21 protein-coding genes and 1 tRNA gene are annotated in these 25,292 nt (G+C 61.6%); 9 read left to right on the forward strand and 13 right to left on the reverse strand.

What is annotated here, in order from left to right; genetic code table 11:
* Positions 1–32 precede the first annotated feature (32 nt).
* Together recF and gyrB are read left to right on the forward strand one after the other, a co-directional pair.
* A complete protein-coding gene (recF, locus tag WNZ15_RS04365; protein ID WP_342891705.1) occupies positions 33–1,181 on the forward strand; it encodes a DNA replication/repair protein RecF in 1,149 nt (382 codons plus the stop codon).
* Between the two features lie 132 nt (positions 1,182–1,313).
* Entirely contained in the window at positions 1,314–3,767 is a 2,454-nt protein-coding gene (gyrB, locus tag WNZ15_RS04370) for a DNA topoisomerase (ATP-hydrolyzing) subunit B (RefSeq protein WP_342891706.1), read from the forward strand.
* Between the two features lie 298 nt (positions 3,768–4,065).
* Here gyrB and WNZ15_RS04375 read toward each other — a convergent pair whose 3' ends face one another.
* Complete coding sequence (locus WNZ15_RS04375) at positions 4,066–5,019, reverse strand: DMT family transporter (RefSeq protein WP_342891707.1); 954 nt, start codon at positions 5,017–5,019, stop codon at positions 4,066–4,068.
* 90 nt (positions 5,020–5,109) lie between these two features.
* Between WNZ15_RS04375 and WNZ15_RS04380 the strand changes: the two genes are divergently transcribed.
* Complete coding sequence (locus WNZ15_RS04380) at positions 5,110–6,027, forward strand: LysR family transcriptional regulator (RefSeq protein WP_342891708.1); 918 nt, start codon at positions 5,110–5,112, stop codon at positions 6,025–6,027.
* 369 nt (positions 6,028–6,396) lie between these two features.
* Here the strand turns inward: WNZ15_RS04380 and WNZ15_RS04385 are convergent, their stop codons facing one another.
* Complete coding sequence (locus WNZ15_RS04385) at positions 6,397–6,876, reverse strand: Lrp/AsnC family transcriptional regulator (RefSeq protein ID WP_342891709.1); 480 nt, start codon at positions 6,874–6,876, stop codon at positions 6,397–6,399.
* 101 nt (positions 6,877–6,977) lie between these two features.
* On the opposite strand from WNZ15_RS04385, the gene WNZ15_RS04390 reads away from it, so the two are divergent.
* Together WNZ15_RS04390 and WNZ15_RS04395 are read left to right on the forward strand one after the other, a co-directional pair.
* Positions 6,978–8,198, forward strand: a complete 1,221-nt coding sequence (locus WNZ15_RS04390; RefSeq protein ID WP_342891710.1) for a diaminopropionate ammonia-lyase — start codon at positions 6,978–6,980, stop codon at positions 8,196–8,198.
* Positions 8,199–8,485: 287 nt separating this feature from the next.
* Positions 8,486–9,694: a glycosyl hydrolase family 18 protein gene (locus WNZ15_RS04395; RefSeq protein WP_342891711.1), complete on the forward strand. Its 1,209-nt coding sequence runs from the start codon at positions 8,486–8,488 to the stop codon at positions 9,692–9,694.
* A 172-nt stretch (positions 9,695–9,866) separates the two neighbouring features.
* Here WNZ15_RS04395 and WNZ15_RS04400 read toward each other — a convergent pair whose 3' ends face one another.
* Complete coding sequence (locus WNZ15_RS04400; RefSeq protein WP_342891712.1) at positions 9,867–12,050, reverse strand: EAL domain-containing protein; 2,184 nt, start codon at positions 12,048–12,050, stop codon at positions 9,867–9,869.
* Positions 12,051–12,404: 354 nt separating this feature from the next.
* Here WNZ15_RS04400 and WNZ15_RS04405 point away from each other — a divergent pair, with 354 nt between their 5' ends.
* The gene (locus tag WNZ15_RS04405) at positions 12,405–12,809 is read left to right on the forward strand and encodes a septal ring lytic transglycosylase RlpA family protein (RefSeq protein WP_342891713.1); all 405 of its coding nucleotides are present in this window, start codon (positions 12,405–12,407) and stop codon (positions 12,807–12,809) included.
* A gap of 396 nt (positions 12,810–13,205) precedes the next feature.
* Here WNZ15_RS04405 and WNZ15_RS04410 read toward each other — a convergent pair whose 3' ends face one another.
* Positions 13,206–14,762 (reverse strand): cryptochrome/photolyase family protein, encoded by a 1,557-nt coding sequence (locus WNZ15_RS04410; RefSeq protein WP_342891714.1) that lies wholly within the window; start codon positions 14,760–14,762, stop codon positions 13,206–13,208.
* Positions 14,763–15,022: 260 nt separating this feature from the next.
* On the opposite strand from WNZ15_RS04410, the gene WNZ15_RS04415 reads away from it, so the two are divergent.
* A tRNA-Arg gene (locus tag WNZ15_RS04415) sits at positions 15,023–15,099 on the forward strand.
* Positions 15,100–15,283: 184 nt separating this feature from the next.
* Here the strand turns inward: WNZ15_RS04415 and WNZ15_RS04420 are convergent.
* The 7 genes from WNZ15_RS04420 to WNZ15_RS04450 form a co-directional block, all read right to left on the reverse strand.
* Positions 15,284–15,454, reverse strand: a complete 171-nt coding sequence (locus WNZ15_RS04420) for a hypothetical protein (RefSeq protein ID WP_342891715.1) — start codon at positions 15,452–15,454, stop codon at positions 15,284–15,286.
* A gap of 134 nt (positions 15,455–15,588) precedes the next feature.
* Positions 15,589–16,059 carry a hypothetical protein gene (locus tag WNZ15_RS04425; protein ID WP_342891716.1) on the reverse strand — a complete coding sequence of 157 codons (471 nt, stop codon included), beginning with the start codon at positions 16,057–16,059 and terminating at the stop codon, positions 15,589–15,591.
* Between the two features lie 89 nt (positions 16,060–16,148).
* Complete coding sequence (locus WNZ15_RS04430; protein ID WP_342891717.1) at positions 16,149–16,487, reverse strand: hypothetical protein; 339 nt, start codon at positions 16,485–16,487, stop codon at positions 16,149–16,151.
* Between the two features lie 31 nt (positions 16,488–16,518).
* Positions 16,519–16,995, reverse strand: coding sequence for an ATP-binding protein (locus WNZ15_RS04435; protein WP_342891718.1), 477 nt, complete (start codon positions 16,993–16,995; stop codon positions 16,519–16,521).
* Between the two features lie 72 nt (positions 16,996–17,067).
* Positions 17,068–19,476: a SpoIIE family protein phosphatase gene (locus WNZ15_RS04440; protein ID WP_342891719.1), complete on the reverse strand. Its 2,409-nt coding sequence runs from the start codon at positions 19,474–19,476 to the stop codon at positions 17,068–17,070.
* Complete coding sequence (locus WNZ15_RS04445) at positions 19,473–20,651, reverse strand: class I SAM-dependent methyltransferase (protein ID WP_342891720.1); 1,179 nt, start codon at positions 20,649–20,651, stop codon at positions 19,473–19,475. The genes WNZ15_RS04440 and WNZ15_RS04445 overlap by 4 nt, the downstream gene beginning before the upstream one ends.
* Positions 20,648–21,169: a ubiquinone biosynthesis methyltransferase UbiE gene (locus tag WNZ15_RS04450; protein WP_342891721.1), complete on the reverse strand. Its 522-nt coding sequence runs from the start codon at positions 21,167–21,169 to the stop codon at positions 20,648–20,650. Before WNZ15_RS04450 ends, WNZ15_RS04445 begins: the two co-directional genes overlap by 4 nt.
* Positions 21,170–21,418: 249 nt before the next feature.
* Between WNZ15_RS04450 and WNZ15_RS04455 the strand changes: the two genes are divergently transcribed.
* Positions 21,419–22,345, forward strand: a complete 927-nt coding sequence (locus WNZ15_RS04455; protein WP_342891722.1) for a PP2C family protein-serine/threonine phosphatase — start codon at positions 21,419–21,421, stop codon at positions 22,343–22,345.
* Between the two features lie 139 nt (positions 22,346–22,484).
* Here WNZ15_RS04455 and WNZ15_RS04460 read toward each other — a convergent pair whose 3' ends face one another.
* On the reverse strand, positions 22,485–22,922 hold the full coding sequence (locus WNZ15_RS04460) for an ATP-binding protein (RefSeq protein ID WP_342891723.1): 438 nt from the start codon (positions 22,920–22,922) through the stop codon (positions 22,485–22,487).
* A gap of 52 nt (positions 22,923–22,974) precedes the next feature.
* Positions 22,975–23,340, reverse strand: coding sequence for an STAS domain-containing protein (locus WNZ15_RS04465; protein WP_342891724.1), 366 nt, complete (start codon positions 23,338–23,340; stop codon positions 22,975–22,977).
* Between the two features lie 216 nt (positions 23,341–23,556).
* Here WNZ15_RS04465 and tssA point away from each other — a divergent pair, with 216 nt between their 5' ends.
* Entirely contained in the window at positions 23,557–25,266 is a 1,710-nt protein-coding gene (gene tssA / locus WNZ15_RS04470; protein WP_342891725.1) for a type VI secretion system protein TssA, read from the forward strand.
* Positions 25,267–25,292: the final 26 nt, after the last annotated feature.

Genomic DNA, 25,292 nt, shown 5'->3' on the forward strand with positions numbered 1-25,292 from the left:
ACCGGCATTTTCAGGCAGGTGGACGCAGGGACATGACAGACTTCCAGACGGCGCAGCTGACCCGTCTGTCCCTGACCGGCTTTCGCAATCATGCCACCCTGTCGCTGACCCTTTCCGCAAGGCTGGTCGCGCTTGTCGGCCCCAATGGCGCCGGCAAGACCAACATTCTGGAAGCAATCTCCTTCCTGACAGCCGGGCGCGGTCTGCGCAGGGCAACGCTCTCCGATATCGCGGACAGGCAGGGGGACGGCAGCTGGAGCGTTGCCGCCACCGTGCTGCTGGACGGCATGGAAACGAAAATCGGCACGGGCCTTGCGCCCGGCACCTCGGGCCGCAAGGTGCGGATCGATGGCGAGGACGTGCGCGGTTCGGAGAGCCTCCTCGACTACATGCGGGTGCTCTGGCTGGTTCCGGCGATGGACGGGCTGTTCACCGGCCCCGCATCCGACCGGCGGCGTTTCCTGGACCGGTTGACGCTCGCGCTCGACCCCGCCCACGGGCGCAGGGTCAGCGACTTTGAAAATGCGCTGCGCCAGCGCAATCGCCTGCTCGACCAGGGCGGATCCGATGCGTTTCTGGGAGCCCTGGAGCAGCAGGTCGCCGAACTGGGAACAGCTGTCTCCATTGCCCGTGGCGAAACCGTCGGTCTGCTCGGGCGGATGATCTTCGAACAGGCGGAGCAGGATCTCCCCTTTCCCCATGCCGCGCTTGCGCTGGAGGGCGCCTTCGAGGCCGAGACACTCGGGCTCGGCGCCTCGGACCGAGAAGACGCCTTCAGGCGCATGCTGCGGGACGGGCGTCCACGGGACCGCGCCGCCGGCCGGACCCTGAGCGGGCCGCATCTGAGCGACCTGAAGGTCCTGCATGCGGCCAAGGCGATGCCGGCGGGCCAGTCCTCCACCGGCGAACAGAAGGCGCTCCTGATCGGCCTCGTGCTCGCGCATGCGGATCTGACGTCCAAAGTGTCGGGAATGACCCCGGTCCTGCTGCTCGACGAGGTCGCCGCCCATCTCGATCCTGACCGGCGCGCGGCCCTGTTTTCCAGGCTGCAGAGCCTGGGTGGACAGGTGTTCATGACGGGAACCGACGAGGCCCTGTTCGAGGCCCTGCCGCCGGCCGCGGAGATGTTCGAGATCAGGGACCGTCAAAGCCGCCTGATCAGGGCAGCTTCCGGCTCTTAAAACCGCCTGAATCTTATGGTTTTCCACCATAATCCCTTCGCTGGCTTGCCAGCGGCTCCGGCGTGGTTGAACCCCCGCCGGAACCCCGTATAACGGGGTTAGAAAAGACAACCCGATTGGTGATTGATTCGCATGAGCGACACGTCCACGTCCGAGCCACAGCCGACCCCGGAAACAGAAGGCAACGCCGAATACGGCGCCGACAGCATCAAGGTTCTGAAGGGCCTCGACGCCGTCCGCAAACGGCCAGGCATGTATATCGGCGACACGGATGATGGCTCCGGTCTGCATCACATGGTCTACGAGGTGGTCGACAACGCCATCGACGAGGCGCTGGCCGGTCACGCGGATCTGGTGACGGTGGCCCTCAACGCGGACGGGTCCGTCACCGTATCCGACAACGGGCGCGGCATACCGACCGACGTGCACTCGGAAGAAGGCGTATCGGCTGCCGAGGTCATCATGACCCAGCTACATGCCGGCGGAAAGTTCGACCAGAACTCCTACAAGGTGTCCGGCGGCCTGCACGGTGTGGGCGTGTCCGTGGTGAACGCCCTGTCGACGCTGCTGGAGCTGCGGATCTGGCGCAACGACCAGGAACACCGGATGACCTTCTCCCACGGCGACGCCCAAGAGCCGCTCAAGGTCGTCGGGCCGGCCAACGGCAGAAAGGGCACGGAAGTCACGTTCCTGCCGTCTCCGGAAACCTTCACCAAGATCGAATTCGACTTCGGCACGCTGGAACACCGCCTGCGCGAACTTGCCTTCCTGAATTCCGGTGTCCGCATCACCCTCACCGACAAGCGCGGTGTGGAAGAAGTGACCGAAGAGCTCTACTACGAGGGCGGACTTGAGGCCTTTGTCCGCTATCTCGACCGCGCCAAGCATCCGCTGATCGAAGACCCGGTCGTCGTCAGCGCGGAACGGGACGGCATCACCGTCGAGGCGGCCATGTGGTGGAACGACAGCTACCACGAGCACGTGCTGTGTTTCACCAACAACATTCCGCAGCGGGACGGCGGCACCCATCTGGCCGGCTTCCGCGCCGCCCTGACCCGCCAGGTCACCGGCTACGCGGAATCGACCGGCCTGATGAAGAAGGAGAAGGTCTCCCTGACCGGCGACGATTGCCGCGAAGGCCTGACCTGCGTTCTTTCCGTCAAGGTGCCGGATCCGAAATTCTCCTCGCAGACCAAGGAAAAGCTGGTGTCCTCCGAGGTGCGCCCGGCCGTCGAGAACCTGATCTCACAGACCTTGAGCGAATGGCTCGAGGAAAATCCCGCACCGGCGAAGACGATCGTGTCCAAGGTGGTGGAAGCCGCGTCCGCGCGCGAGGCCGCACGCAAGGCGCGCGAGCTGACCCGGCGCAAGGGCGCCCTCGACATCGCCTCCCTGCCCGGCAAGCTGGCCGATTGTCAGGAACGTGACGCCTCAAAGGCCGAACTGTTCCTGGTGGAGGGCGATTCCGCCGGCGGCTCGGCCAAGCAGGGCCGGCACCGCGAAAACCAGGCCGTTCTGCCGCTGCGCGGCAAGATCCTCAACGTGGAGCGCGCGCGCTTCGACAAGATGCTGTCCTCCAACGAAATCGGCACGCTGATCACGGCGCTCGGCACCGGGATCGGCATGGAAGAGTTCAACATCGAGAAACTGCGCTACCACAAGATCATCATCATGACCGATGCGGACGTGGACGGTGCCCATATCCGTACGCTGCTGCTGACGTTCTTCTTCCGCCAGATGCCGTCGCTGATTGAAAACGGCTACATCTACATCGCCCAGCCGCCGCTCTACAAGGTCAAGCGCGGCCAGTCCGAACAGTATCTGAAGGACCAGGCGGCGCTGGAAGACTATCTGATCGCACAGGGCCTCGACGAGACTTCGCTCACGCTCGCAAACGGCGAGGTCCGCACCGGTCAGGATCTGCGCACGGTTCTGGACACCGCACGGACCATTTCCGATATCTTCGACGGTCTGCATTCGCGTTACAACCGGGACGTGGTCGAACAGGCCGCGATCGCCGGCGCCCTCAATACCGACACGCTCGAAGATCCGTCCAAGGCGGAAGAGGTGGCCGCCTATATCGCCCGCCGCATGGACATTCTGGCGGATGAATTCGAGCGCGGCTGGACCGGTGAAGCACGCGAAGACGGCAGCCTGGTATTCCGGCGCACGGTTCGCGGCGTGGAGGAAGCGGCGACAATCGACCCGGCGCTACTCGGATCCACGGACGCGCGGCGCCTTGCCGCCCACGCGGCCCATTTGAACGAGATCTACGGCAAGGCCGCCGTGCTCCGGCGCAAGGACGTGCCGATGGAGATCCGCGGCCCGCGTGCCCTGCTCACCCAGATCTATGCCTTCGGCCAGAAGGGCATTTCCCTGCAGCGCTACAAGGGCTTGGGCGAAATGAACCCGGAACAGCTCTGGGAAACCACGCTCGACCCGAATGTCCGCTCGCTGCTGCAGGTCAAGGTGAAGGAGGCGGACGACGCCGACGACATCTTCACCAAGCTGATGGGCGACGAAGTCGAGCCGCGCCGGGAATTCATCCAGGACAACGCCCTGGCGGTCGCCAACCTCGACATCTGACGGCTTGCAGGCAAACGCATATGACTTCGCGAAGCGTCGGGCTGGCATCAACTTTACTTTTTAATTACAACACCTTGGACGGAAACCAACAATCTGTCCGAGGTGTTTGGGCATGAGACTCATCTCGTCCCGAAACGGGTCTCCGGATTTGGAACCGGCCCGGGAAATCCTGCTCCTGTCATTGCCCGTCGCTCGCTGATCATGGACCATTTTGGCCCTGAGAAGACTTTTGATTGCAAACAGCGAAGAGCCGCTTCCAGCTCATCAACGACGTTCGCCAGTTCACAGCGAACGGCGGCTATTCTTGCCCTGATTTTTCTGCAAGCTTGATTTTGCTTTCGCCGGCTGCCGCTTTGGTGCCAGCGAGAACGAGCATTCCAGCAATGACAATCAGCGTCATCCCGGCGACCGTTGCGCGGTCCGGGACCTCTCCAAAAAACACAAACCCCCAGAACACGGCCGAGATCAGATAGGCGTAGTCGAACGTTGCGATGACCTGCGGACGAGGCGACTGGTAGGCCCGCGCCAGTCCTATCGTGACCGCGACGATCAGCAGCGCCATGACGAGAAGAACAGACATGGTATCGGGATCGACGGGGGACCAGGTTCCGAGCAGAAACGGGTAGTCTGCCGCCCCGCCCGGCTGAAAGAGGATGAGCGCCCCGCTGACGACGGATCCGCAGACCACCAGTGCGATGTTCAGGCTGATTGCCAGAGCGACGGGCGCCTCATCTGCGCATTTGGCGCGTGTCAGGACAGCGGCTGCCGCATAGAGGAATGCGGCCGCTACAGGGACGAGCGAAAGAGGCGTGAAGTCCGAGCCAACCGGCTGGACCACGAAGAGGACGCCGACAAAGCCAAGTGCCACGGCAACCCAATGCGCCGGTCGGACAGCGTCATTCAGGAAAACCGCTGAAAGCAAAACGATAAAGAGCGGCCCGGTGTAAAGCGAGGCTGCAATCACCGACAGATCAAGCACGGGGATCGCCGCGTAAATTGCCAGATACATGGCGACGAGCAGAGTGCTGCGAAGCGACACCCACCCCACTGCGCGCGGCCAAAACCGGCCCCATGCCAACAGCATCAGGACCGGCAGGGCAAGGCACGACCGGCAGACGTAGATCTGCCAGAGCGTCATGTCGGAACTGGCGTATTTCACAAATGCGTCCGTGAGGGCCATTGCGGATACGGTAAGCAGAATGGTGACGACACCGGAGGTGACGGTGCGCTCCGTAGCGGCTGATGTGGTCATGCGAGGTCCTTCCTGCCCCGCATCGTAAGGATTTACGGATTAGGTCTGAATGCTATATATTCTTAGCATCATGATTAGAAAAATTACACAATGAACCGAGCTGAACTTCTTGGCCTTCGCACTTTTCACACGATCGCGGAGCATAGGACGCTTCGGGCCGCGGCAGCGGTTCTCGGGGTCAACGCATCCGCCGTTTCCCAGCAACTGAAGGCATTCGAGGAGCAACTCGGAACGGCATTGTTCGTGCGCAACACCCGCTCGGTCGTGCTTACGGATGCGGGCCACGCGCTCCACGAACGGACGCGGCATGTGCTGTCCGAGGCAGATGCGGCTCTCGAAGCCATAAGGTCTTCCGCAGACGAAGCGTCCGGTCCGCTACGCATCACGTTGCCATTTCGTGCCTGGCAGTTGGCGATCGCTCCACGTCTGGCATCTTTCAGAATGGCCTTTCCCGGCGTCGAGCTCGACCTCTCAATCGACGAAGAGCTGACGGACATAGTGGCCCGGGGCTTTCATGCGGGAATCCGGCTTGGAGACTATCTGTCCGGTGACGTGATTGCCGTGGCGCTGACCAAGCCCATGCAAGGTGCGTATGTGGCGGCACCCGCCTATCTCGATACCTTTGGACGCCCGAAGGAACCGAGCGACTTGCTTGACCACGAGTGTATTCGCTATCGCCGGATCAGCACCGGGCAGATTGCACAATGGGAGTTTCTCGTGAATGGGAACGTACAGACGATCAGCGTGACCGGCTCTCTCGTATTTAACGATTTACGATCTGTCATCGATGCCACCTGCCATGGTTTTGGAATCGGATGGTCACTGAAGGCAGGGCTGGACCGCCTTATCGAGAGTGGGTTGCTTGCTGCCATCCTGACGGACTTCACGCCTGAACGCCCAGGGTTCTTTCTCTATTTTCCACGTCAGCTGCAAGACATGCCTCGCTTGCGTGCATTCATTGATCATTTCTCTCTCGGAGCTGCGTCATCGCCGGAACGCAGTATGTAGATAAGATGCCTCAATACCATCGGACCCCGATTGCAGACATTCAGCCAGCGGCAGCTTCGGCCGCGATGCAGCCGTTCGCCTAAACCGCAATGGATGACCGCTCTCCGCCCATTTTGTGAATTCGGCGCACGACACAACTCGCCCTTTCATCAGGGCCTTTTTGCCAAATAGTCTGTATCTGAGACTGCGACACTGAAGAGACCCGAAAACTGGTTCACAGGATTCGCCAACAACTTTGCCTTGGGCCGGGTCACGGCCCCGAGGTGCGTTCAAGACGCGCGCAAGGAAGGCGCGCTTCGTGTCCTTGCTGAGGAATTCTGTGGTGCGGTCAAAGATCCGCTCGAGCGCGCCGCGTCCCGGCTCAGGTGCTCAGATGCTCAGGCGCATCGAGGTCTTGGTTCGGTCCATCGTGACAAAAGTTCTGAATTTTTCGATGTTTTCGTTGGAGAAGAAGAGGCGCTGTGTCAGCGCTTCGTATTCCGCCATGTCCCCGACCATCACGATCAGCACGAAATCGACTTCGCCGGTGACGTAGTAGCATTGCTGGATTTCCGGAGCTTCCCGGAAGGCTTTCTTGATCTCGTCGGTCCGACCCGCAGCCTCGGACTTCAACGTGACGTCCACGATGATTGTCAGGGGCAGTCCAACAGCCCCGGGATCGATCTGGGCAGATTGAAGTACGATGACCCCGTCACGTTCCATCCGCCGGATTCGCCTTTGAACAGAGGCGGTAGACAGGTTGACGCGCTCGCCGATCAAGCGATGCGGCAGGGTGCAGTCGGCCTGCAGGATATCAAGAATCGCCAGATCAAAGGCATCCAGGGATTTCGAGGTGGTTTCCGGTTTCATGGGTCCATTTTGCATAATTTGCTCGAAAGAAGAAAGGATTGAGCGCAAATTTGTCGCTACAGGCGAGCTATCCTCGCAGGAACCACAGGAAAGGTTCCACGATGTTCCCGCTCGACGAAATCAAGAAGACCAGACTGCTTTCAATTAATCCGAGCATTGTCTCCTCGCGAGACGAGGTCCTGCCAGGAATGCTGTTCGATGAGGCCGAAGCTGTCATCACGTCCTGGGACGGATACAGGCGCACGCCCCTGATCGAATTGAGTGGCGTTGCGCGCGAATTGAACCTGCGCACCATCCACTACAAACACGAGGGTCCGCGTTTCGGCCTCGGCAGCTTCAAGGCCCTCGGAGGTGCCTACGCCGTGCTCAGGGTCATTCAACGTACCCTGTCGAAGCGCGCAGGACGCCTCATCGACATTCACGAAATCACGGATGGGCGTTTTGCAGACCAGATCTCTGAATTGACCATCATCTCTGCCACGGACGGAAATCACGGGCGCTCCGTTGCCTGGGGATGCAACCGTTTCGGGGCGAACTGCAGGATCTACATCCATGCGGAAGTGAGTGACTTCAGGGCCGATGCCATGCGCGAATTGGGGGCTGCCGTCGTGAGGATCGACGGCGACTATGACGCGACAGTCGAGCGGACCCGCACCGATGCGGAAAAAAACGGATGGATGATCGTCTCCGACACCTCGTGGCCGGGATACTCTCAAGCGCCGCGCGACGTGATGGCCGGATATGGTGTGATGGCACGCGAGATAATTCGCGAGATCGGCGCGCCGCCGACTCACGTTTTCCTGCAGGGTGGGGTCGGCGGTCTTGCCGCCGCCGTCATCGCAGTTTTCCAGCAGGAGTGGGGAAATACGGCGCCTCGCAATATCGTTGTCGAACCAGAACTCGCCCCCTGCCTTTTTGCCAGCGCAAAGGCGCATGAGCTGACCCGTGTCAAAATCGAAAGAGAGACGCTGATGGCCGGGCTGTCTTGTGGCGAACCCTCCCGGATTGCATGGGACGTGCTCGCCGAAGCAGTGCATGGGTTCATGACCATTCCGGAAACACTCGTCGGGCCCGCGGTGCGTCTGCTTGCCAATGGTGACTGCGGGGATACGCCCATTCTGGCCGGGGAAAGTGCCGTGGCCGGCCTGATCGGGTTGATGTCCGGAGCGCTCAACCCAGAAATGCGCGCCGCTATCGGGCTGGAATCCGAAGCCCGGGTTCTGCTTCTGGGGTCGGAAGGTGTAACGGACCCCGGTGTTTTTGAAGCCTTGCTGGCCAATCCGGCTGATCCTTCGCCGCACAGGGACACAAGCCCTCGGTGATCCTCCAGAGCCAGGGAGCAGTATCACGCGCGGCGGCCCGCCCGGGCCATTCGAAAACGTCGTCACCGGTCACGGTGTATCTGATGAACTTTCTATCCTTAATTGTATTTCCGGCAGGCACAGGCTAAGCTCGGCCGGGCGTAAATCCGCGACAAAATTCCCGGGAGGTGGTTTGTTCGATGGCCCGACATTTGTTGAGATCTGTTCTGACAGGCGCCTTTTTGACCGTTTTCACCGCCCTGGCGGGCCAATCGGTCCGCGCTGACGACATCTGCTTCGGCGGCCCCTTGAGCGGCAACACGGAAGCACAGGCAAAATGCCCCGGCGTCTGCAGCAATGTGGGCGGCAGCTTCTCCGGCGCCTGGACCAGCGACCCGGCGACCGTCGTCAACGCGGGCTGCGCCCGCAGCACCTCGGTCTGCGGCTGCAGCGGCGTGCCCGCCTCCGGCAAGATCAACCTCGCCTACTACATCGACGCGCCAAACACCGGCGATCAGCCGGTGATCGGGGACATCACGAGCGACCAGATGACCGCGCTTGGCAGTTCCGACTTCACCCATATCGTGTTCGGCTTCGGCAATATCTGCACAAGGGACACATGCGGGCAGTATGGCAACCAACCCGACAACGACCCGATCGCGGTGTGGAACATCAATCCGGCCTTTTACAACGGCGCCACCAATGCAGGTGCGGCCGAGGCAATGCAGACCCTGGCCGCCAAGGGCAAGGAGCTGTACATCTCGGCCGGAGCGGCCTGGAACCCTGAGACCTGGTATCTGTTCGGCTCCACCGACAGCACCACCGTGACCGCCGCGGCCAAGGAATTCCATACCTTCTTCAAAGCCTATGGCTTCACCGGGATCGACATCGACTTTGAGCCACTCACAGACGGCACCGGTCTTTGCGACTCCGATATCGAGCGTTGCAAGACCGGGATGGTGACCTTCATCACGGCGTTGAACGCGCAGGCCAAGGCGGCAGGCGATCCGGCGATCAAATGGTCGATGGCGCCCTACAGGACCCAGTCAGGGGACGTCTCGGGCACGAATGCCGACATCTCTTCGGCGCAGTGGCAGTACTGCATGTTCCTGGAAGCGAAGGTCGACGCCAGCAAGGTTCTGGTGAACCGGCAATACTATGACGGCGGTTCCGCCGGTCACACGCCCGCATCCGTGGTCAGCGCGGTGCAGCAAGAACTGCAAGCGAAGTTCCAGTGCAAATCTGGCGGCCCGACCCATCAGATAAACGCCGCGCAGCTGAACCCGCTGCTGGGGGTGAACCTGGCCCTCGCGCACAACCCGAACTGCCAATTCCCTGTGGGCTCGATCCCCGCGCCCTGCGCGCAGTTCGCCTCGGCCATCGTCAAAGCGGAGCCGAACATAGCGGGGGTGGGCGCCTATGACCTGAACAACGACCTGAGCAGTGTCAACGACATTGCGACCTACGCCGCGCAGATCAACGACGGGCTTGTCAACGGCGCGGCTGCGAACAACTAGTCCCATCGCGATCCCCGGGGCGGGACGAGCGCCTATTGCACGCGCTCCCCATCACATCGCGCGCAATACAGAGTTCGGCGGCAGACCTCGGCAAGTTAGCGCCTGAAAGAGACCGGCCCGCGCCGCAGGTCCTGTCCTGTCCAGCCGGAACATGTGCCCTCCGCTGCAGGCGTCAACGGCCCGGCCAGGGTGCCGGTTTGCCGAAATAATAGCCCTGGGCGGCCTCGATGTTCAATTCGCCCAGCAGTCTGGCTTCCCTGGCCGTTTCCACATGTTTGGCAATCACCTTGATGCCGAGTTCGTGGGCGGCGCGCACCAGGCCCGCCAGGATCGCCGCCTTGCCGGGCGCCTCCACCACCTGCTGGGTGAGGCCGGCTTCCAGCTTGAGCCATTCGACCCGCAGTCCCGTCAGCCGGGACAGCACCGGCCAGTGTCCGGCAAAATCGTCGACCGCCGTCTGGCAGCCGAGATCGGTGACGAACTTGAAGAAGGCTTCGACAACCGCCGGCTCGCGCAGGAAGTCCTTTTCGCCGATTTCCAGGCACAGTTTGGAGGCCAGCAGCGGATTGGCCGACAGGCGGTGATACAGACCGTCGCGGAACCCCGGGTCCCGGGCGGATTCCACCGAAACGTTCATCGTCAGGATGGCCCGTCCCGTGTTGCACTCGGCAGCGTCCAGCACCTTGTCGAGGGTCCAGGCATCCACCTTTGCAATGACGCCCGACCGTTCGGCGGCCGAAATCCAGGCCCTGGAGGAAAGCCCGGCGGCGCGGTCGCCCTGAAGGCGCAGGAGGATCTCCGATCCGAAGACCTGCTGGTCCTTCAGACGGATGATCGGCATTGCGAACAGGGTCAATTCGTTGCCCCGGAAACTGCCCGGCTCTGGAAGCTCCGCACGGCCGGCGTCCTGGGTCCGGCATTCAGCCGGGGCGACAGTGTGGATCTGCACCGAGCGGCCACCGAAGCGCTTGCCACGCAGACAGGCCCTGTCGGCCAGACCCAGAATGAGCGCCGCATCGGTAGCGCCGAGCGGCAGTCCGTCGCCGACGAAGGCGACGCCGATGGAGCCGCCGATGGTGAACACGCGGTCGCCGACCTCCAGACGGATCCGGTCGAAGCCGTCGAGGATTTTTCCGGCAAGCTCCAGCGCCGCTTCCTCGCTGGCGGCCGGAACCATGCCGGCGAACTCGTCGCCGCCGATCCGAGCGGCCGTGCCGACTTCACCCAGCGTCGCGCGCAGACAGGCCGCCACCCGCAGCAGCATGTCGTCGCCGACATCGTGGCCGCCGAGATCGTTGACCTTCTTGAATTCGTCCAGATCGATATAGAAGACGGCAAGCCCGTCGCCCGCGGTCCGGTCCCTATCCTGGTCTCCTGCCTCTCCACCTGCTTCTCCGGCGGCCACGCCTCCGGCCCCGTCACCCGCAAGGCGGCACAGTTTCCGCTTCAGCGCGCGCGTGAACGCCCTCCGGTTTTCCAGACCCGTCAGGGGATCGAGATAGGCCAGCCGCCTGTTTTCGGCGGTTTCACGAGGGCAGTCGACGTTGCGCCGGATGATCGCCATCGACGCCCCGGTGCGGGACGCCCCGGCAGTGGCCGTCAGGCTCTTTCCGGTGCCGTCGGCCGGAGCAGGAATGGGAACGATGCGGATCTCGCACATCTGCCGTTCATCGGTAAATGCGGCGGTCTCGAAGCTGCGGGTTTCGGGCACGTATAGGCTCTGTGTCCTGCCCGCATCCAGACCTTCCAGCGTTTCAGCGAACAGGTCGGCATCATGGTTGCTGCTGATTGCGTCCAGCAGCACGGCCGCCTTCTCGCCGGCGCTCTCCGTCCCGTTGAAAATCACGATGTCATCCGGAAATTGCGCCAGGAATTCCTCGGCGGCCGGCAGCCGGGGGGATGCCGTCTGCCCCACCGGGGGCGTTGCGATTTCGTCCTTTGCGCTGTCCGCCAGGTCGAACTGGACCAGCACCGCGCGGCGTGCGGCTGTCAGCGCAATGAATGTCGTGCAGATCAGGTGACGGCAGAAGACCTCGCCGGACCGCAGCAGGATCGTGCCGCTGGCCTGCGCCGGCACGCCCGCGAAGGCGGCCGCCAGGACCGCCTCGCAGCGGTTCCAGCTGCTCTCGGCCAGAAGATCCTTTAGGCGAGCGGGAACCTGCAAGACGCCCCTGTCCGCACACACCGTTTTCAGGCGGGTGTTGTGAACGAGAATGCTGCCGTCCTGCGTGATAAAGGCCGCCGCGTTCGGCAGCACTTCCAGCAGGGACGCATGGAAATCCGAAAGTATATCGCTGTCCGCACGACCGGTCTGATCCAGCCGGCCGTCAATGAGCCGATGGCTGACTTGCACCATACCGCCCTTTCAAAAAATTGCCGTTTAAAAGGCGCATACTCAAACACACACTGCGCCGCCCCAAGATCAAAATAACTAGCACAGTTCAGTTTGCAATTTCGGCGCCGAAAAAATACCCACAAATCTTAGGATTATTATAGTAAACAAAACTTTTTGGTATCTGAATAAAATATATTTAAAATTTTATTCAACTACTATTCAAGATCCACTTTCACTCTGATATCACGCCATATTTTCATCATGCCACTGACTTAAAGACGCCTTGGCGACCTGCTATGGAGGGCGCCGCAGACCCGGGCCGATTTCAGCATGTGTGGACAAAGTCGCGGCCGAACAACTCTCATGAGGCGAATCATGCCCAGAACGCATCTCCTGCGTGCCCTCACCGGCACTCTCATGGTCCTGGCCGCCGGCGCCGCCGCACCGGCCCAGGCGTCCGCGATCCAGCAATGCGGCAAGGCCTCCTGGTACAAGCTGCGCGGCACGACAGCCAGCGGAGAACAAGCGGACCCCTCCGGACTGACCGCCGCTCACAGGACGCTTCCCTTCGGCACGCTCGTGGATGTGACCAATCTGTCGAACGGCAAGACCGTGACCGTCCGTATCAACGACCGGGGCCCCTATGCGAAGGACCGGGTCATCGATGTGACCTTGGCCGCCGCCAGGGAACTCGGCTTTGTCCGCAAGGGTGTGACCCGGGTCGAGGTCACAGGCAGCGGCGTGATACACGGCGACAAGCATAAGCAGTTTTGCCGATAAATACGCGTAAAAAGAGACAAAACCGCTGCGAAACAGCACGGAAATTCATCGAAGCAGTCAATTTAAGTTATTGATATAAATAGATTATTTTGCACTTTAATTGGTCCTGAAATGACTCAACATGAATAACGATCAGTCGCATTAAAGTGAATCAAAAAATAAAATATTTTACGGTAATGACATTCTCGAAAGATGCCGGTAGAGTTGCCGCCGTGGTCGATGGGGCCACGTGCACAGTAACTTTATTCGCGCAGTCTTAACCGGCTGCGCGTTTTTTTTGCCGTCCGAATTAACGGCACCGAAAAAAGGCGCCCCCAAACCAATCTCCCGGCAGGTCCGCATTGGTCCCGCTCCGGTCTTTCATTGACCGCCCGGTCCGAACCGGCACGCCCGGCCTCAGACCGGCCCGCCCCCGGCCAGTTGCTCCAGCACCTCTCCCGCATGCGCTTTCAGGGCCGTGCGTGTGTCGGCGTCCATGGCCGCCCAGGTGGCATAGGGCTGGTTGAGGCGCGGATTGCCTTTCAGCACATCCGCGTTGCGGTCGAGGAAGTTCCAATAGAGCGCGTTGAAGGGACAGGCGCCCTTGCCCGTGCGCCGGCGCACGTCATAATCGCAACCCTTGCAGTAGTCCGACATCTTGTTGATGTAGTTGCCCCCGGACATGTAGGGCTTGGAGCCCAGCAGGCCGCCATCGGCGAACTGGCTCATGCCGAGCGTGTTCGGCAGCTCGACCCACTCATAGGCGTCCGCATAGACCGCAAGATACCACGCGTGGACCTCCTGCGGCCGGACCCCGGTGAGCAGCGCGAAATTGCCGGTGATCATCAGTCTCTGGATATGATGCGCATAGGCCTCCTCGATCGTCTGGGTGATGGCCTCGCGCATGCAACGCATGCGCGTTTGCGCAGTCCAGTAGAAATCCGGCAACGGCGCAATGGCGTTCAGCGCATTGCTGTCGCCATAGTCCGGCATTTCCATCCAGTAGATACCGCGCACATATTCGCGCCAGCCGAGGATCTGGCGGATGTAGCCTTCCGCGGCGTTGAGCGGCACCTGGCCGTTCCTGTAAGCGGCCTCGACCTTGCGGCACAGGTCCATCGGGTCCAGCAGCCCGGCATTCAGATAGACCGACAGCATCGAGTGGAACAGGAATTTCTCGCCGCGCAGCATCGCGTCCTGATAGGTTCCGAACCCGGCCAGGGCCGTCTCCATGAAATGGTCGAGCGCCTCCTGCGCCTGGTCCCGGGTCACCGCAAACCAGAACGGTTCCAGATCGCCGATGTGATCACCGAACCGCCTGGCGACAAGGTCCAGCACCTCCCGGGTGGTCCGGTCGGGCTCGAACCGGCGCGGCGACGGCATGAACAGGTCCGCTTTCGCGGGCCTGCGGTTGTCGGCATCGAAGTTCCATTGGCCGCCGGCGGGCTTGCCGCCCTCCATCAGCAGTCCTGTCTTGCGGCGCATCTGGCGATAGAAATGTTCCATCCGCCGTTGCCGGCGGCCGGACGCCCAGGCGCGGAACTCCGACACGGAACACAGGAAGCGCGTGTCGGTGACAATGTCCACCGGCACACCCAGGGCGGACGGCCAGGCCCGCAAGTCCTCCAGCACCCGCCATTCGCCCGGCTCGGTCACCAGGACCCTTTCCGGACGATGGCGCGCGGCCGCCCGGGCGACCTCGCCCCGGAAACTGCCGGTGTTGCCGTCCGCGTCAAGTGTCACGTAATCGACCTTCCAGCCGGCCGCGCGGAGTTCCTCCGCGAAGTGGCGCATGGCGGCAAACAGGAAGGCGATCTTCTTCTTGTGATGGCGCACATAGGTCGCCTCCCGCCACACCTCGGCCATCAGCACCCGGTCGGATGCGGGGTCCGCGCGCTTGAGGCTGGAAAGGTCCGGCGAGAGCTGATCGCCGAGAACGACGACCAGGTTGCGGCAGGGCTGCGGATCGCTCATGGGACCTTCCGTGTCCGAGTAAGATGTCCTCTCTACGCAGCCCCCGCGCTGCCCTATCACTCCGGATCCGATTTTTTTGCAAAAAACCTGACCGTCTGGCGCGCGCCGGCGTCTCGCCGGACCGACGACCGGCCACACACCCCGACGCTTTCGGCCACCGCCTGCAATCTTGTCCAAAATCTCACAAAGCCATTGCTCAGCGCCGCCCGATCTAGTATCAGACCCCTCTATCCGCCACGCAGTTCTTGCGCGCGCGAAGAGCACCCGTAGCTCAGCTGGATAGAGCGCTGCCCTCCGAAGGCAGAGGTCACAGGTTCGAATCCTGTCGGGTGCGCCATTTTTTTCAAATAGTTGCTGATCGCTGGATTGTCGACTGATACTGCCGTGGGCCAATCATCATATCACTCCTATGCGGCCCGCGGGTCGCCAGGTCCCCTTGGCAAGTCGATGAACGGTGACGACTTCGCGCCCTCGATGTCGGCAACGCACGCCAGAGCGCCTTCCATGTTCACGAAGTGGCTTTATAGGTTGCCGAGGCTGACGTCCGCCTGGCGCACGATGTCGCGCGATGTCGCGTTCGCCAGTCTGGTGATACCCTTCTCAAGAAGGCAAATGACCGCCGCGTGGACGATGCCAAGCTTGCGCGGATGTGCGGGCCATCGGTCTTCATTCATGGGACGAGACTGGGACAAGGCTGGCTCCAGACAGGCACGTGACTGGCCCCAGACTGAGGGCCCAGACAGGCACGACCGTCTTCTGCCGGGCAGTGTCCCGCTCCCGTTTCCGAGGGCGTCTGGAGGGGAGCATCAGCCGTCCGGGCGCGGCCTTACTGGATCAGGGCTTCGCACCTGGCCTTGACGGCGGCGATATTGTCGTTTTCGTCCTGAACCTCGATCCTGAGGATGGTGCCCCCGGCGCTGGTCAGAATGGCGAGCGTGCAGCTGTCACCGGCCGGTTTGGGCACCTTGGAATAGGTTTTCGGGTTGGTGGAGGACCAGTAGTAGACAAGCTGCTTGGGATCGTCCTGCGTGACGATCTTGCCGGTTGCGTCCTTTTTCAGAGCCTGGTCCAGGCCGATCACCTGATCGGGCGGACCGTAGGCTTCGAAGAAGGCAGCCGAACTCCGGCCGACATAGTCGCTTTCCAGTTGAGGCGACTGGCTGGTCGACTGGCAGCCGGCGACGGCCAGGACCGCTGCCAGAACCGCAGGCAGCAGGGCGGTGCGCGGGAACCGGCTTCTGCCGGCGCCTGCCGAAAGGACATCAATGCAGCTCTTCAGCGCGGATTTCCCGAGCATGCGCATCGGCTCATGTGTTGCCAGCCTTCCTTGCGGATCTTCCTTGCCAAGGCTTTCCGGGCCGCGACTTTCCGTGTCAGCCTCTGCGGTCAGGAAATCGTCAGTTCCAGCGCCGGATGCAGACGCTGCAGGTTGCGAAGCGACTTGGATTGCCAGGGGATCGACTTGGACCCCAGCACCCGGACACCGACTTCCGGCTGTTTCCTGATTTCGATAGTGAATTTCGCAAGCAGGTTGATCCCGGAACTGTTCAGGAATTCCAGACCGGTCAGATCCAGCGTGATGAGTTCCGGCTTGGCGTCCAGAATGGAATTCATGATCTCGAGAATGGGCGCATAGGCATCGGTGCCGGACAGCCGCATCGTCCCTTCATAGTGGATGGCGGTGCCCTCAGTCCAAACGCGGTAATCGTTCGTGCTGATTTCCATTGTGATTTCTTCCTTTGGAATATATCGGCGATCAGGAAAGTCGCAAAGAAGCATATGTCGTCAACTCAAGGCCTTCACTTACACGCTCCGACGCGAAAGACCAGCCCAATTCGGCCCCGTAGTCACTCATCAGGGTGAGCAGCCCAAGGCCCGATCCGGAAGAATCCGGGTCAAGTGCATTTTCTTCAATGCGTTCCAGCAACAGTTCCCCGGGCTCGCGTCGCAGCAATTCCGTCAGCAGTTCCTGGAACCGCGTCGCGGTTTGCCGATCAACACAGTTCGTGATCTGGATCTCGAAGGTGTCGGCCTGGAGACTGCTGAGGATCTCAATGTTGCCGCCGTGGCGGAACTTGACCGCATTTTCCAGGATCTCGTTGATCATGTAGCTGATGGAATGGCGCGCATCGACGTCATCGATCTTTCCGCCGCAGGCCCGGCTGAAATACTCGCCGATGAAATCCGACGTAATCCCGCAATGATGCCAGCTCAGGTCCAGCGGTTCGGCCATCAGCTTCAGGCGGAACCGGGTTGCATCACCGCCATTCGAGGCAGCCGTTTGTCCAAAATCCTCGACCATGCCCTACCTATGCTTCAACACGACCAGTGTAATATCGTCAAATACCTTGTAGTCGCCGATATGCGACTTGACGTCCTTAATCACGGCTTCGGCAATGCCCTTGGCGGATTGACCGCGGTGGTCATGCGCGCTCTGGCTGAGCCGGTCGAGACCGTACATCTCGCCTGCGGCATTCTCCGCCTCGGTGATGCCGTCCGTGTGCAGGACGAGAATGTCGTCCGGACCGAAGTCCAGGTCCAGTGTCGCGACGAAGGGCAGAATGTCGGCTTCCAGACCGACAGGAAAACCGAGATCCATCGTGTCGATGCGCTCGGTCTCGCCGGTCGCCCGGATGATCAGGACTTCCTCGTGCTGTCCGGACAGCGTCACCTTGCCGTCCTCGTAATCCACGAAGGCCAGTGTCAGGTGCTTGTCGGACCTGGTGCGGGTGATGTTCTTGTAGACCGCGCGGTTCAGGACATCGAGGAAGGCGACCGGGTCCCGGTCCCCCTTTTCCTGCAGGGCGCGCGCCACCGACTGCACCATCAGCATCAGGACGCCGCTTTCCAGACCATGCCCGGTGACATCGCCGATGCCGACCTTGATGCGGCTGCCGTCGAACAGGACGTCGTAGTAGTCACCGCCAACCTCGTCGGCCGGCTCCATGAAGGCCGCGATCTCGACCTGGGGAATGCCTTCCAGCTCGCTCAGGCGCGGCAGCACCATTTCCTGAATGCGCTTGGCCACGTCCAGTTCGGCCCCGAGCCGCAGGTTCTCCGATTTCAGGCGCTGGTTGAGCGCGACGATCTCGCCATTCGCCGTTTCCAGCTTCCGGGTCCGTTCCTCGACCAGGTTTTCCAGGTTCTCGGTATGATAGCTGATTTCCTCGGCCATGTTGTTGAAGGCGAGGCCCACAGCGGCCACCTCGTCCCGGGTCGGGATGGCGACGCGGACCGAATAGTCCTTGTTCTGCAGCGACTTGGCGGCATTGGCCAGTTCGGACAGGCCCTTGGTGATCCTGCCGGACACCGCATAGACAGCCAGGGTCACGATCAGCAGGCTGACGAGCAGCGCGGCGATCTGCCAGGTCACGATCCGTTCGGTCGCTTCAGCCAGCTGGGTTCGCACCTCTTCCAGGGGAGCATAGATCTCGTCGGTCGCCACCATGAAGCCCAGGGTCAGGTTCTCGGAGACGATCTTGTCGCCGTCCCACAGATTGATGGGAGCCAGTTCCTTGAGAACGACAATGTAGCTTTCGCCCTCCCGGGAGGCGAAATGTTCCTCGCTGCCGAGCGTGATGGTATCGACCACCGTGCCGGCATCGTGGGGCAGTTTCAGGTTGGCGAGTTCGGGATAACGGCTCTGGTTGAGGAAGCGGTTGATGCCGGTAACGCCCTGGCCCTCGCCGCCCACAGACACAAGACCCAGCGTGAGCGCGCCGGCGTCGCTGACCGCAAGCACGTTGCCCGAGGAGGACGTCAGGAAACCAAAGCCGGTTTCCGCGATCTTGACGTTCTCGACCAGACTTGAGAGCTGATCGAGCGTGATGTCGACGGCGGTCATGCCGGCCACATCGGTGCGCTCCGCATTCCACAGCGGCGAGAAGAAACTGACGATGCGGGCGCCGGTGATGGCGTCGATATAGGGCGCCGTGCCCACGATATCGCGCGGCACCGGCCGGGTGGACGCATCCTCGAGCCAGCCCTGCCAGCCCTCGTAGACGCCGGGAAAGAAGAAGTCCCAGAAATTGTTGTCGTTGTGGCCGGGATAAAGTTCGTCGAAGGTCTGCGCCTGCCCGGTATGGGGTGTCGTGCGCATGATCGGCCGGTCCTTCGGACCGACATAATAAAGCTGCAGCTTGGGCGATCCCGTTTTCATCATGCCCGGAGCGACGAGATTGAACGCAGAGCTGTCCGCGATCTGGTCGGCGACCTCGGGCAGCGGGTTGCCGTCATCGTCGAGAAGATAGCCCCAGACGCTGACCACCGACTCGCCCGGCTCGTTCTGTGCCCAGCCGGCGTCGGCGTTGTAGACCAGCTTGTCGCCGAGTTTCGGGTCTTCCTCCACCGTCAGGCCAACGGCGGTGCCGGTCTCCGGATTGTCGATGAGGGTCTGCATCGCCGCGCCCAGCGCCTCGACTTCCGAATACACCTGATCCAGAAGCAATTCGGTGCGCAGCGCGGTCGTGTCGATATAGGTCCGCAGATATTCGTCCGTCGCATCGGACAGGCCCGTCTGAACCTTCTCGGTGGCGTCATCGGACAGGCGCTGCACGTTCCAGATGGCGACACCGCCGGCCAGCATCAGGTCGAACAGGACCGCCGCGCTGACAACCGCGATGAACTTCGCGCGGAAACTGTGCCTTGAAAAGCCGCCGATGTGTTCCGGCTCGCTCTTGCGCGGCGGCTCGGCATTTACCTGTGTCACGCTCATTTCGGTTTCCGTCCCGACGCGACCCAGACCGGCCAGCCCGCATAGCCCTTGGGATGCAGGGCCGCGAAGATATGATCCTGAAAGCCTTTCCGGAACTCGCTGATCTGCTCGTCGCTGTCGCCGCGCTCAACGGCCATCTTGCCGGCATAGACATCTTCCCAGGACTGGACGATGTCCGCGAAGTCCTGGGGATCGCCGTCCAGGTTGGTGACCATGAACGATTCCATGCGGATGTCTTCAAAGCCCGAATCCACCAGATAACGGCGGCTTTTCGGGCCCAGTTCGATGTCCATGTTGAAATGCGCCCACAGCCGGGCCACTTCCGTGTAGGTCCGCTGGATCGTCTCCGAGCGCGGCTCGCCCAGGCAATGAGAATTCTTCTCGTTGGTGATGTAGACCCTGCCGCCCGGTTTGCAGATCCGCAGCAGTTCCCTGAGGATCAGCTCCGGCCGGTCGAACACCTGCAGGGAATGGCGGCATGTCACGAAATCGAACTGGTCGCTCTCCAGCAGCATGTCCGAGGCATCCCCGAACACATAATCGATGCCGCGCACGCCGAAATCGGCCGCGACCTTGCGCGCATAATCCAGGCTGGAGAGGCTGTGATCGAGCGCCACGATCCGGTCAGGCTGGTATTCCTTCTGCATGAGGACGGCGAAATCGCCAATCCCGCAACAGATGTCCGCCACCTGCATGCCGGCTTTCAGGCCGTGCCGCGCGAGCATGTCGCGTTCGTGATGCCATGTCAGCTTGGTCTGGGTACGCAGGATCGGAATGAAGCCACCTTCCTCCAGGAAGGACTGTCCGGGATAAAACTCGTTGTCGTATTCGCTGACGGTGATCTTGTCCGAGATGGATTCCAGGACAGCGAATTTTCGCGTGGCCCAGCCGACCACGCTCGACGTGGTGACATGAACCTTCAGATCGCTGCGCGAGCGCACCAGATCGAGGATCTTGCAGCCGAGCGCATGGAAGGCAACATTGTTCATGCGCACCAACCGGCGGACATTGACGTAGAACAGGCCGTTCACGTTCGATACGGATTTTTCGAGCGCGGAAATGCAAGTGTTCAGATCTTCCACCCGCTGCGGCCGCAGGCTGCCATGCAGGGAGAACTCCTGATCGTTCTCGTTGTAGCTCCACTGGCAGGCCTGGGCCATGTTGTCGACGATCATTCCTGGTTGTCCTCCAGCGCGAGGTCGGCACTCAGACGCATCCGTCCGTCTTCACATCTTTCAATGGCAAATCGGGCCCCGTAGTCGACACCCAGTTCCAGTAGCCCGAGACTTGCACCCGGCTCGTCATCGGCGAACAGGGCCTCCAGATAGAGGGCTTCGGCATCGTCGCTGACAACCTTCCGGATTGTCTCCTGATAGATGCTGAAGGTCGCGTCATCCGCGGGAAAGGTCAGCACGATCCGGTCCAGATTGCCGTGGCGGTGGACGGCGCAGTCCAGCTTGCCGCTGTCCCCATGGGTGCGGTAAACGGCCTCGAGCAACTCGTTGAGCGCCGATGAATAGAGATTTGAAAACAGCAACGAATCCAGCCGGTTGTGGCTGACCATGCGGGCAAGATACCCGGACACGAGATCGCAATGCCCCCAATCGGAACAAAAGTCCCGGATATCCAGATCGAGGTGAATCATCTGCGGCAATTCCGAAACCGCTGACAAGCCTTCAGCAGGTGCTTGCATGGTTATTCCCCCGTTGGCGTAGTTCGTCGCAGCTGGTCATGGCGCCGTGCAGACTTGAAAGAAATGCGGAAAATGCGGTCGGTATCACTCGCGTCATCGATAATTCATCTATTTAACAATACGGTGTCGCTCATTGCCAAGAATATATCAACCGTGATTGTACCAATGATGTCTGCCCAAACTGTTAACCGGGACCGGTCAGAACTTCGGGTTTCCTCCGCACGCGCATGAAGGCATGATGGATATACCATGACCAGCAGCAACACAGTCAGCGCCACAGTGCCGCCGCAAAGCCCTGAGCAGGAGCTTGCGCTCGTGCGCAAGGAACTTGAGGAACTGCGCGCGGAGCATGACGATCTCAAACTGCTCTACGAGGGCACAATCGAGCATGGCGAGGCCGTGGAAGATCAACTGGCCGAATACAACATCCTGCTGACCAGAACCCAGGAACGGCTCGAATCGGAACTGCGCGACGCGGGCAACTACGTCTACTCCATGCTGCCGGAAAAACGGTCGGCGTCCCCCGGTGCGGACTGGCTGCTTGTCCCGTCAACCGAACTCGGCGGCGATTCATTCGGCTATCACGACCTCGACGCGGATCATTTCGCAATCTACCTGATCGATGTCTGCGGGCACGGTGTCGGCGCGGCCCTCCTGTCCGTCGCCATCATCAACGTGCTGCGGGCGAACACGCTTGCGGATACCGATTTCCGCGATCCGTCGGATGTTCTGGCAAAGCTCAACAATGCCTTCCCGATGGAACGTCAGAACAACATGTTCTTCACCATCTGGTACGGCATCTACCAGCGCTCGAGCGGACTGCTGTCCTTTGCCTCCGGCGGCCATCCCGCAGCCATTCACCTGAGAACCGGAGCGGACGGCTACGAGGTCACCGGGCTCGGCACGCCGGAAGGCATGGTCATCGGCGCGATTGCCGACATGCCCTTCGATGGCGGTTCGTTCCGGATGCTGCCGGGGGACCGGCTGCTTGTCATCAGCGACGGCACCTATGAAATCGAGGATGATACCGGCGCGACCCTGTCGTGGTCCCAGCTGGCCGACAAGACCCGGACCGTGACCGGCCCAGCGCCCCAAGCCGTCTATGACTGGCTGGCCGCTTTTCAGGCCGACGCGCCGCTTCCGGATGACTTTTCCATGATGGAATTCACCTTTTGACATCCGAGTTGAACACCTGGGCCGCAACGCCCACGCTGAACACCCCGGCATCACCCTGAACGGCGTCTCGGGCCCGGCCCGTGATCGCAGGCAGGCCTTCCGACCTTCCATTGCCAGTCCGTGGTTTCAGTCCGAGGTTTCAGTCTGCGGTATCGGCAGCCGCGCGCGAGACAAGGACGGTGATGCGGTTGATGTCCTCGATGCGCTCATAACAAACCTCCTCGGCAAGCTGATGCACGAGAAACAGGCCCAGGCCGCCAATTGCCTTGAGGTCGACAGTTTCCTGCGTATCCGGTCCGTCGGGTGCGACACTGCCGTCGAAGGGAGCCGCCTTGTCCTCCATGGTCAGTTCGACATGGTCGGATCCCAGGGAAGCGGTGACCGAGATCCGGTCCGCCTGTCCGTTGGCATATCCGTAGGAGACCGTGTTGCTGAAGAGCTCCTCGATAATCAGCAGCAGGCTCCGGCGGACGGTTTCCGGCAGGCCACCGCCCGCGCAGAACGCCTCGAGCGTGGCATAGACCACCGGCAGTTCCGCCAGATCGTTTCGAACACTTACTGTTTCGACATTTGCCACAATTCGCTGCCTTGCCAGTCGCTGCGTTGCCGGTTGATGGTGAGCACGCTGATCAGCGCGGCTGTCCAGCCAACTCCTTTGCCGAGGCCAATGTGTCAGCAACTGTCAGGATCTTCAGAAATCCGGAAATCTTGAGAACTTCGATCACGGACGGGTTCACCTGGAAAAGGACCAGCTTGCCGCCCGACGGCGCCAGCAGCTTGGCGATGATGAGGAGGGACCTCAATCCGAAGCTGGTGACGTAGTCGACCTTTTCCATGTCGATCAACAGCGGACCTGCATTGGCGTCGGCAAGGCCCTTCAGATAGGCCTCGAAGGTCCTGGCACTCAAGGTGTCCAGCTTGCCGGCGGGTCTGACGACGGTGACCCCGCCGTCTGTTTCATGCTCGATGGTAATTTCAGCGGCTTCTGCGGTCATTGCCTGTTCCCGGATGCGCACGGGCGGAACGGTTTCTCGCAAGGCCCGTGCATGTGTCGTGGCGCATGTGTCGTGGCCCGAATCGGGCGCTCACTGCCAATTTCGACCGGAACCTTGTAAATTTTATAAAGATGTAACACCTGAAACGCTACGAATTTACGAATCAGTTTAGGTTTTGGCACCTGCGAAGCCTGTCCCCTTGATCCGGAGTCCCGAATGGCCGGCGAAGATCCATTGGCAACACTTGACGATCCTCGCGCCGGGGTGGGCCTTGCAGCGCTGGAAAATCCGGCAACGCAGGAAGACTTCCGCGAATCGCCGGAATTCGAAGAGCTGGAATCCGAATTCCGCAAGATGGAAACCGGCGGCCCGAACGCGGTGAACTGGAAGCAGCTCAACGAGGAAACGGTCAAGGTCCTCCAGTCGAATTCCAAGGATCTGGTGCTCGCGACGCGTCTGGTCTTCGGGCTCTTTGCCGAAGAAGGCTATCCGGGACTGGCCACGGGCCTTGTCATCCTGCGGGACCTGTCGGAGGCCCACTGGGACACCATGGTCCCGCCGGTGCGCCGGGAACGCGGCCGGGCTGGCGCTTATGACTGGCTGGCGGAAAAGCTGGCGCCGATGGTCGAGGCCCAGGCCCCGGAAGGCAAATTCAACGCCGAAGTCTATATTGCACACGAGGCGCTGCTGGAGCTGGACACCGCCCTGGAGCAGAAAATGACCAAGTCGCAGGTCGCTCTGGGCCCTCTGGTCCGGGCCCTGCGGCCCTTGGCAAAGGAAGCCAGCAGCGCCCTGGAGGCGGAGCGCAAGGCCGCCGAAGCCGCCGCCGCGCCGCCACCGGAACCCGAAGCCTCTCCCGCCGAAACCCCGCCGGGCGCGGGTCCTGCCCCGGCAGCAGGCCCAGGCGCACCGGCGGCACCCGCTTCCACTCCGCCTTCCGCGCCGCCGGCGTCGCAACCGGCGCCCGCACCGGCTGTACCACCCGCGTCGGCTCCGGCCGCTGAAATCGCGGTGGACACCTCCAGCGTGACCGGTGCCATCCAGGCGGTTTTCAATGCGGCGACCAAGGCCGCCAGCGCCATCCGCCAGCAGGCACCGGCCGATGCAAGGGGCTATTACGCGGCGCGATTCGCCCTGTGGGGCCGGATCGAGGCCCTGCCGCCCAGCAAGGATGGCAAGACCGCGCTGCCGCCGCCGCAAAAGGCCAAGATTGCGGAACTGGCCGCGCTCAGGGGCGCGGGAAACCATGAGGGCCTTATCAAGTCCGCGGAATCCGCCTTTGTCGCGTCGCCGTTCTGGCTGGACACCCAGTGCCAGCTTGCGGCCGCCATGCAGGACGCAGGCAGCGCCTATGACGCGGCCCGCCGCCTGGTGATCGGCGAGCTCGCCGGTTTTCTTCAAAGGTTTCCCGATCTTCCCGGACTGGCCTTCAGTGACGGCACACCGTTTGCCAGCGTTGAAACCGGAGACTGGATCGCCCGGGAAGTGCAGGCTGGCAGCGCAGGTGGCGGCGCCACGAGTTCCGAACTGGACCGGGTCTCTTCCGAAGCCATGCAACTTGCCCTTGCCGGCAAGACCATGGAAGGTCTTGCGTCCCTGAAACAGCATCTGGCAACCCGCGGGTCCGGCCGGGACTGGTTCCGGACGCAACTCAAGATTGGTGAATTCTGCCTTCGATTCGAGCTGATGCAACCGCTTTTCGCGCTGCTGAGTTCGCTGCGCACTATCGCTGCCGAACGCGATCTGGCACACTGGGACCCGGAGCTTGCCGTCGCCCTCGCACGGTTGTCCTGGCAGAGCCTCGGGCACAAGAACATCAAGCAGTTCCTGCCGGATGCCGACGCCGTTCAGGTTCGCACCAGCGTCATGGAAACACTTTCGCTGCTGGATGTCGGCGCGGCAGCGGAGTTGACGGGCCGGAAGTAGTATTGCTTATGTGAATGTCGAAAATC

The sequence above is a fragment of the Roseibium sp. AS2 genome (assembly GCF_038900065.1).
Lineage (GTDB): Bacteria > Pseudomonadota > Alphaproteobacteria > Rhizobiales > Stappiaceae > Roseibium.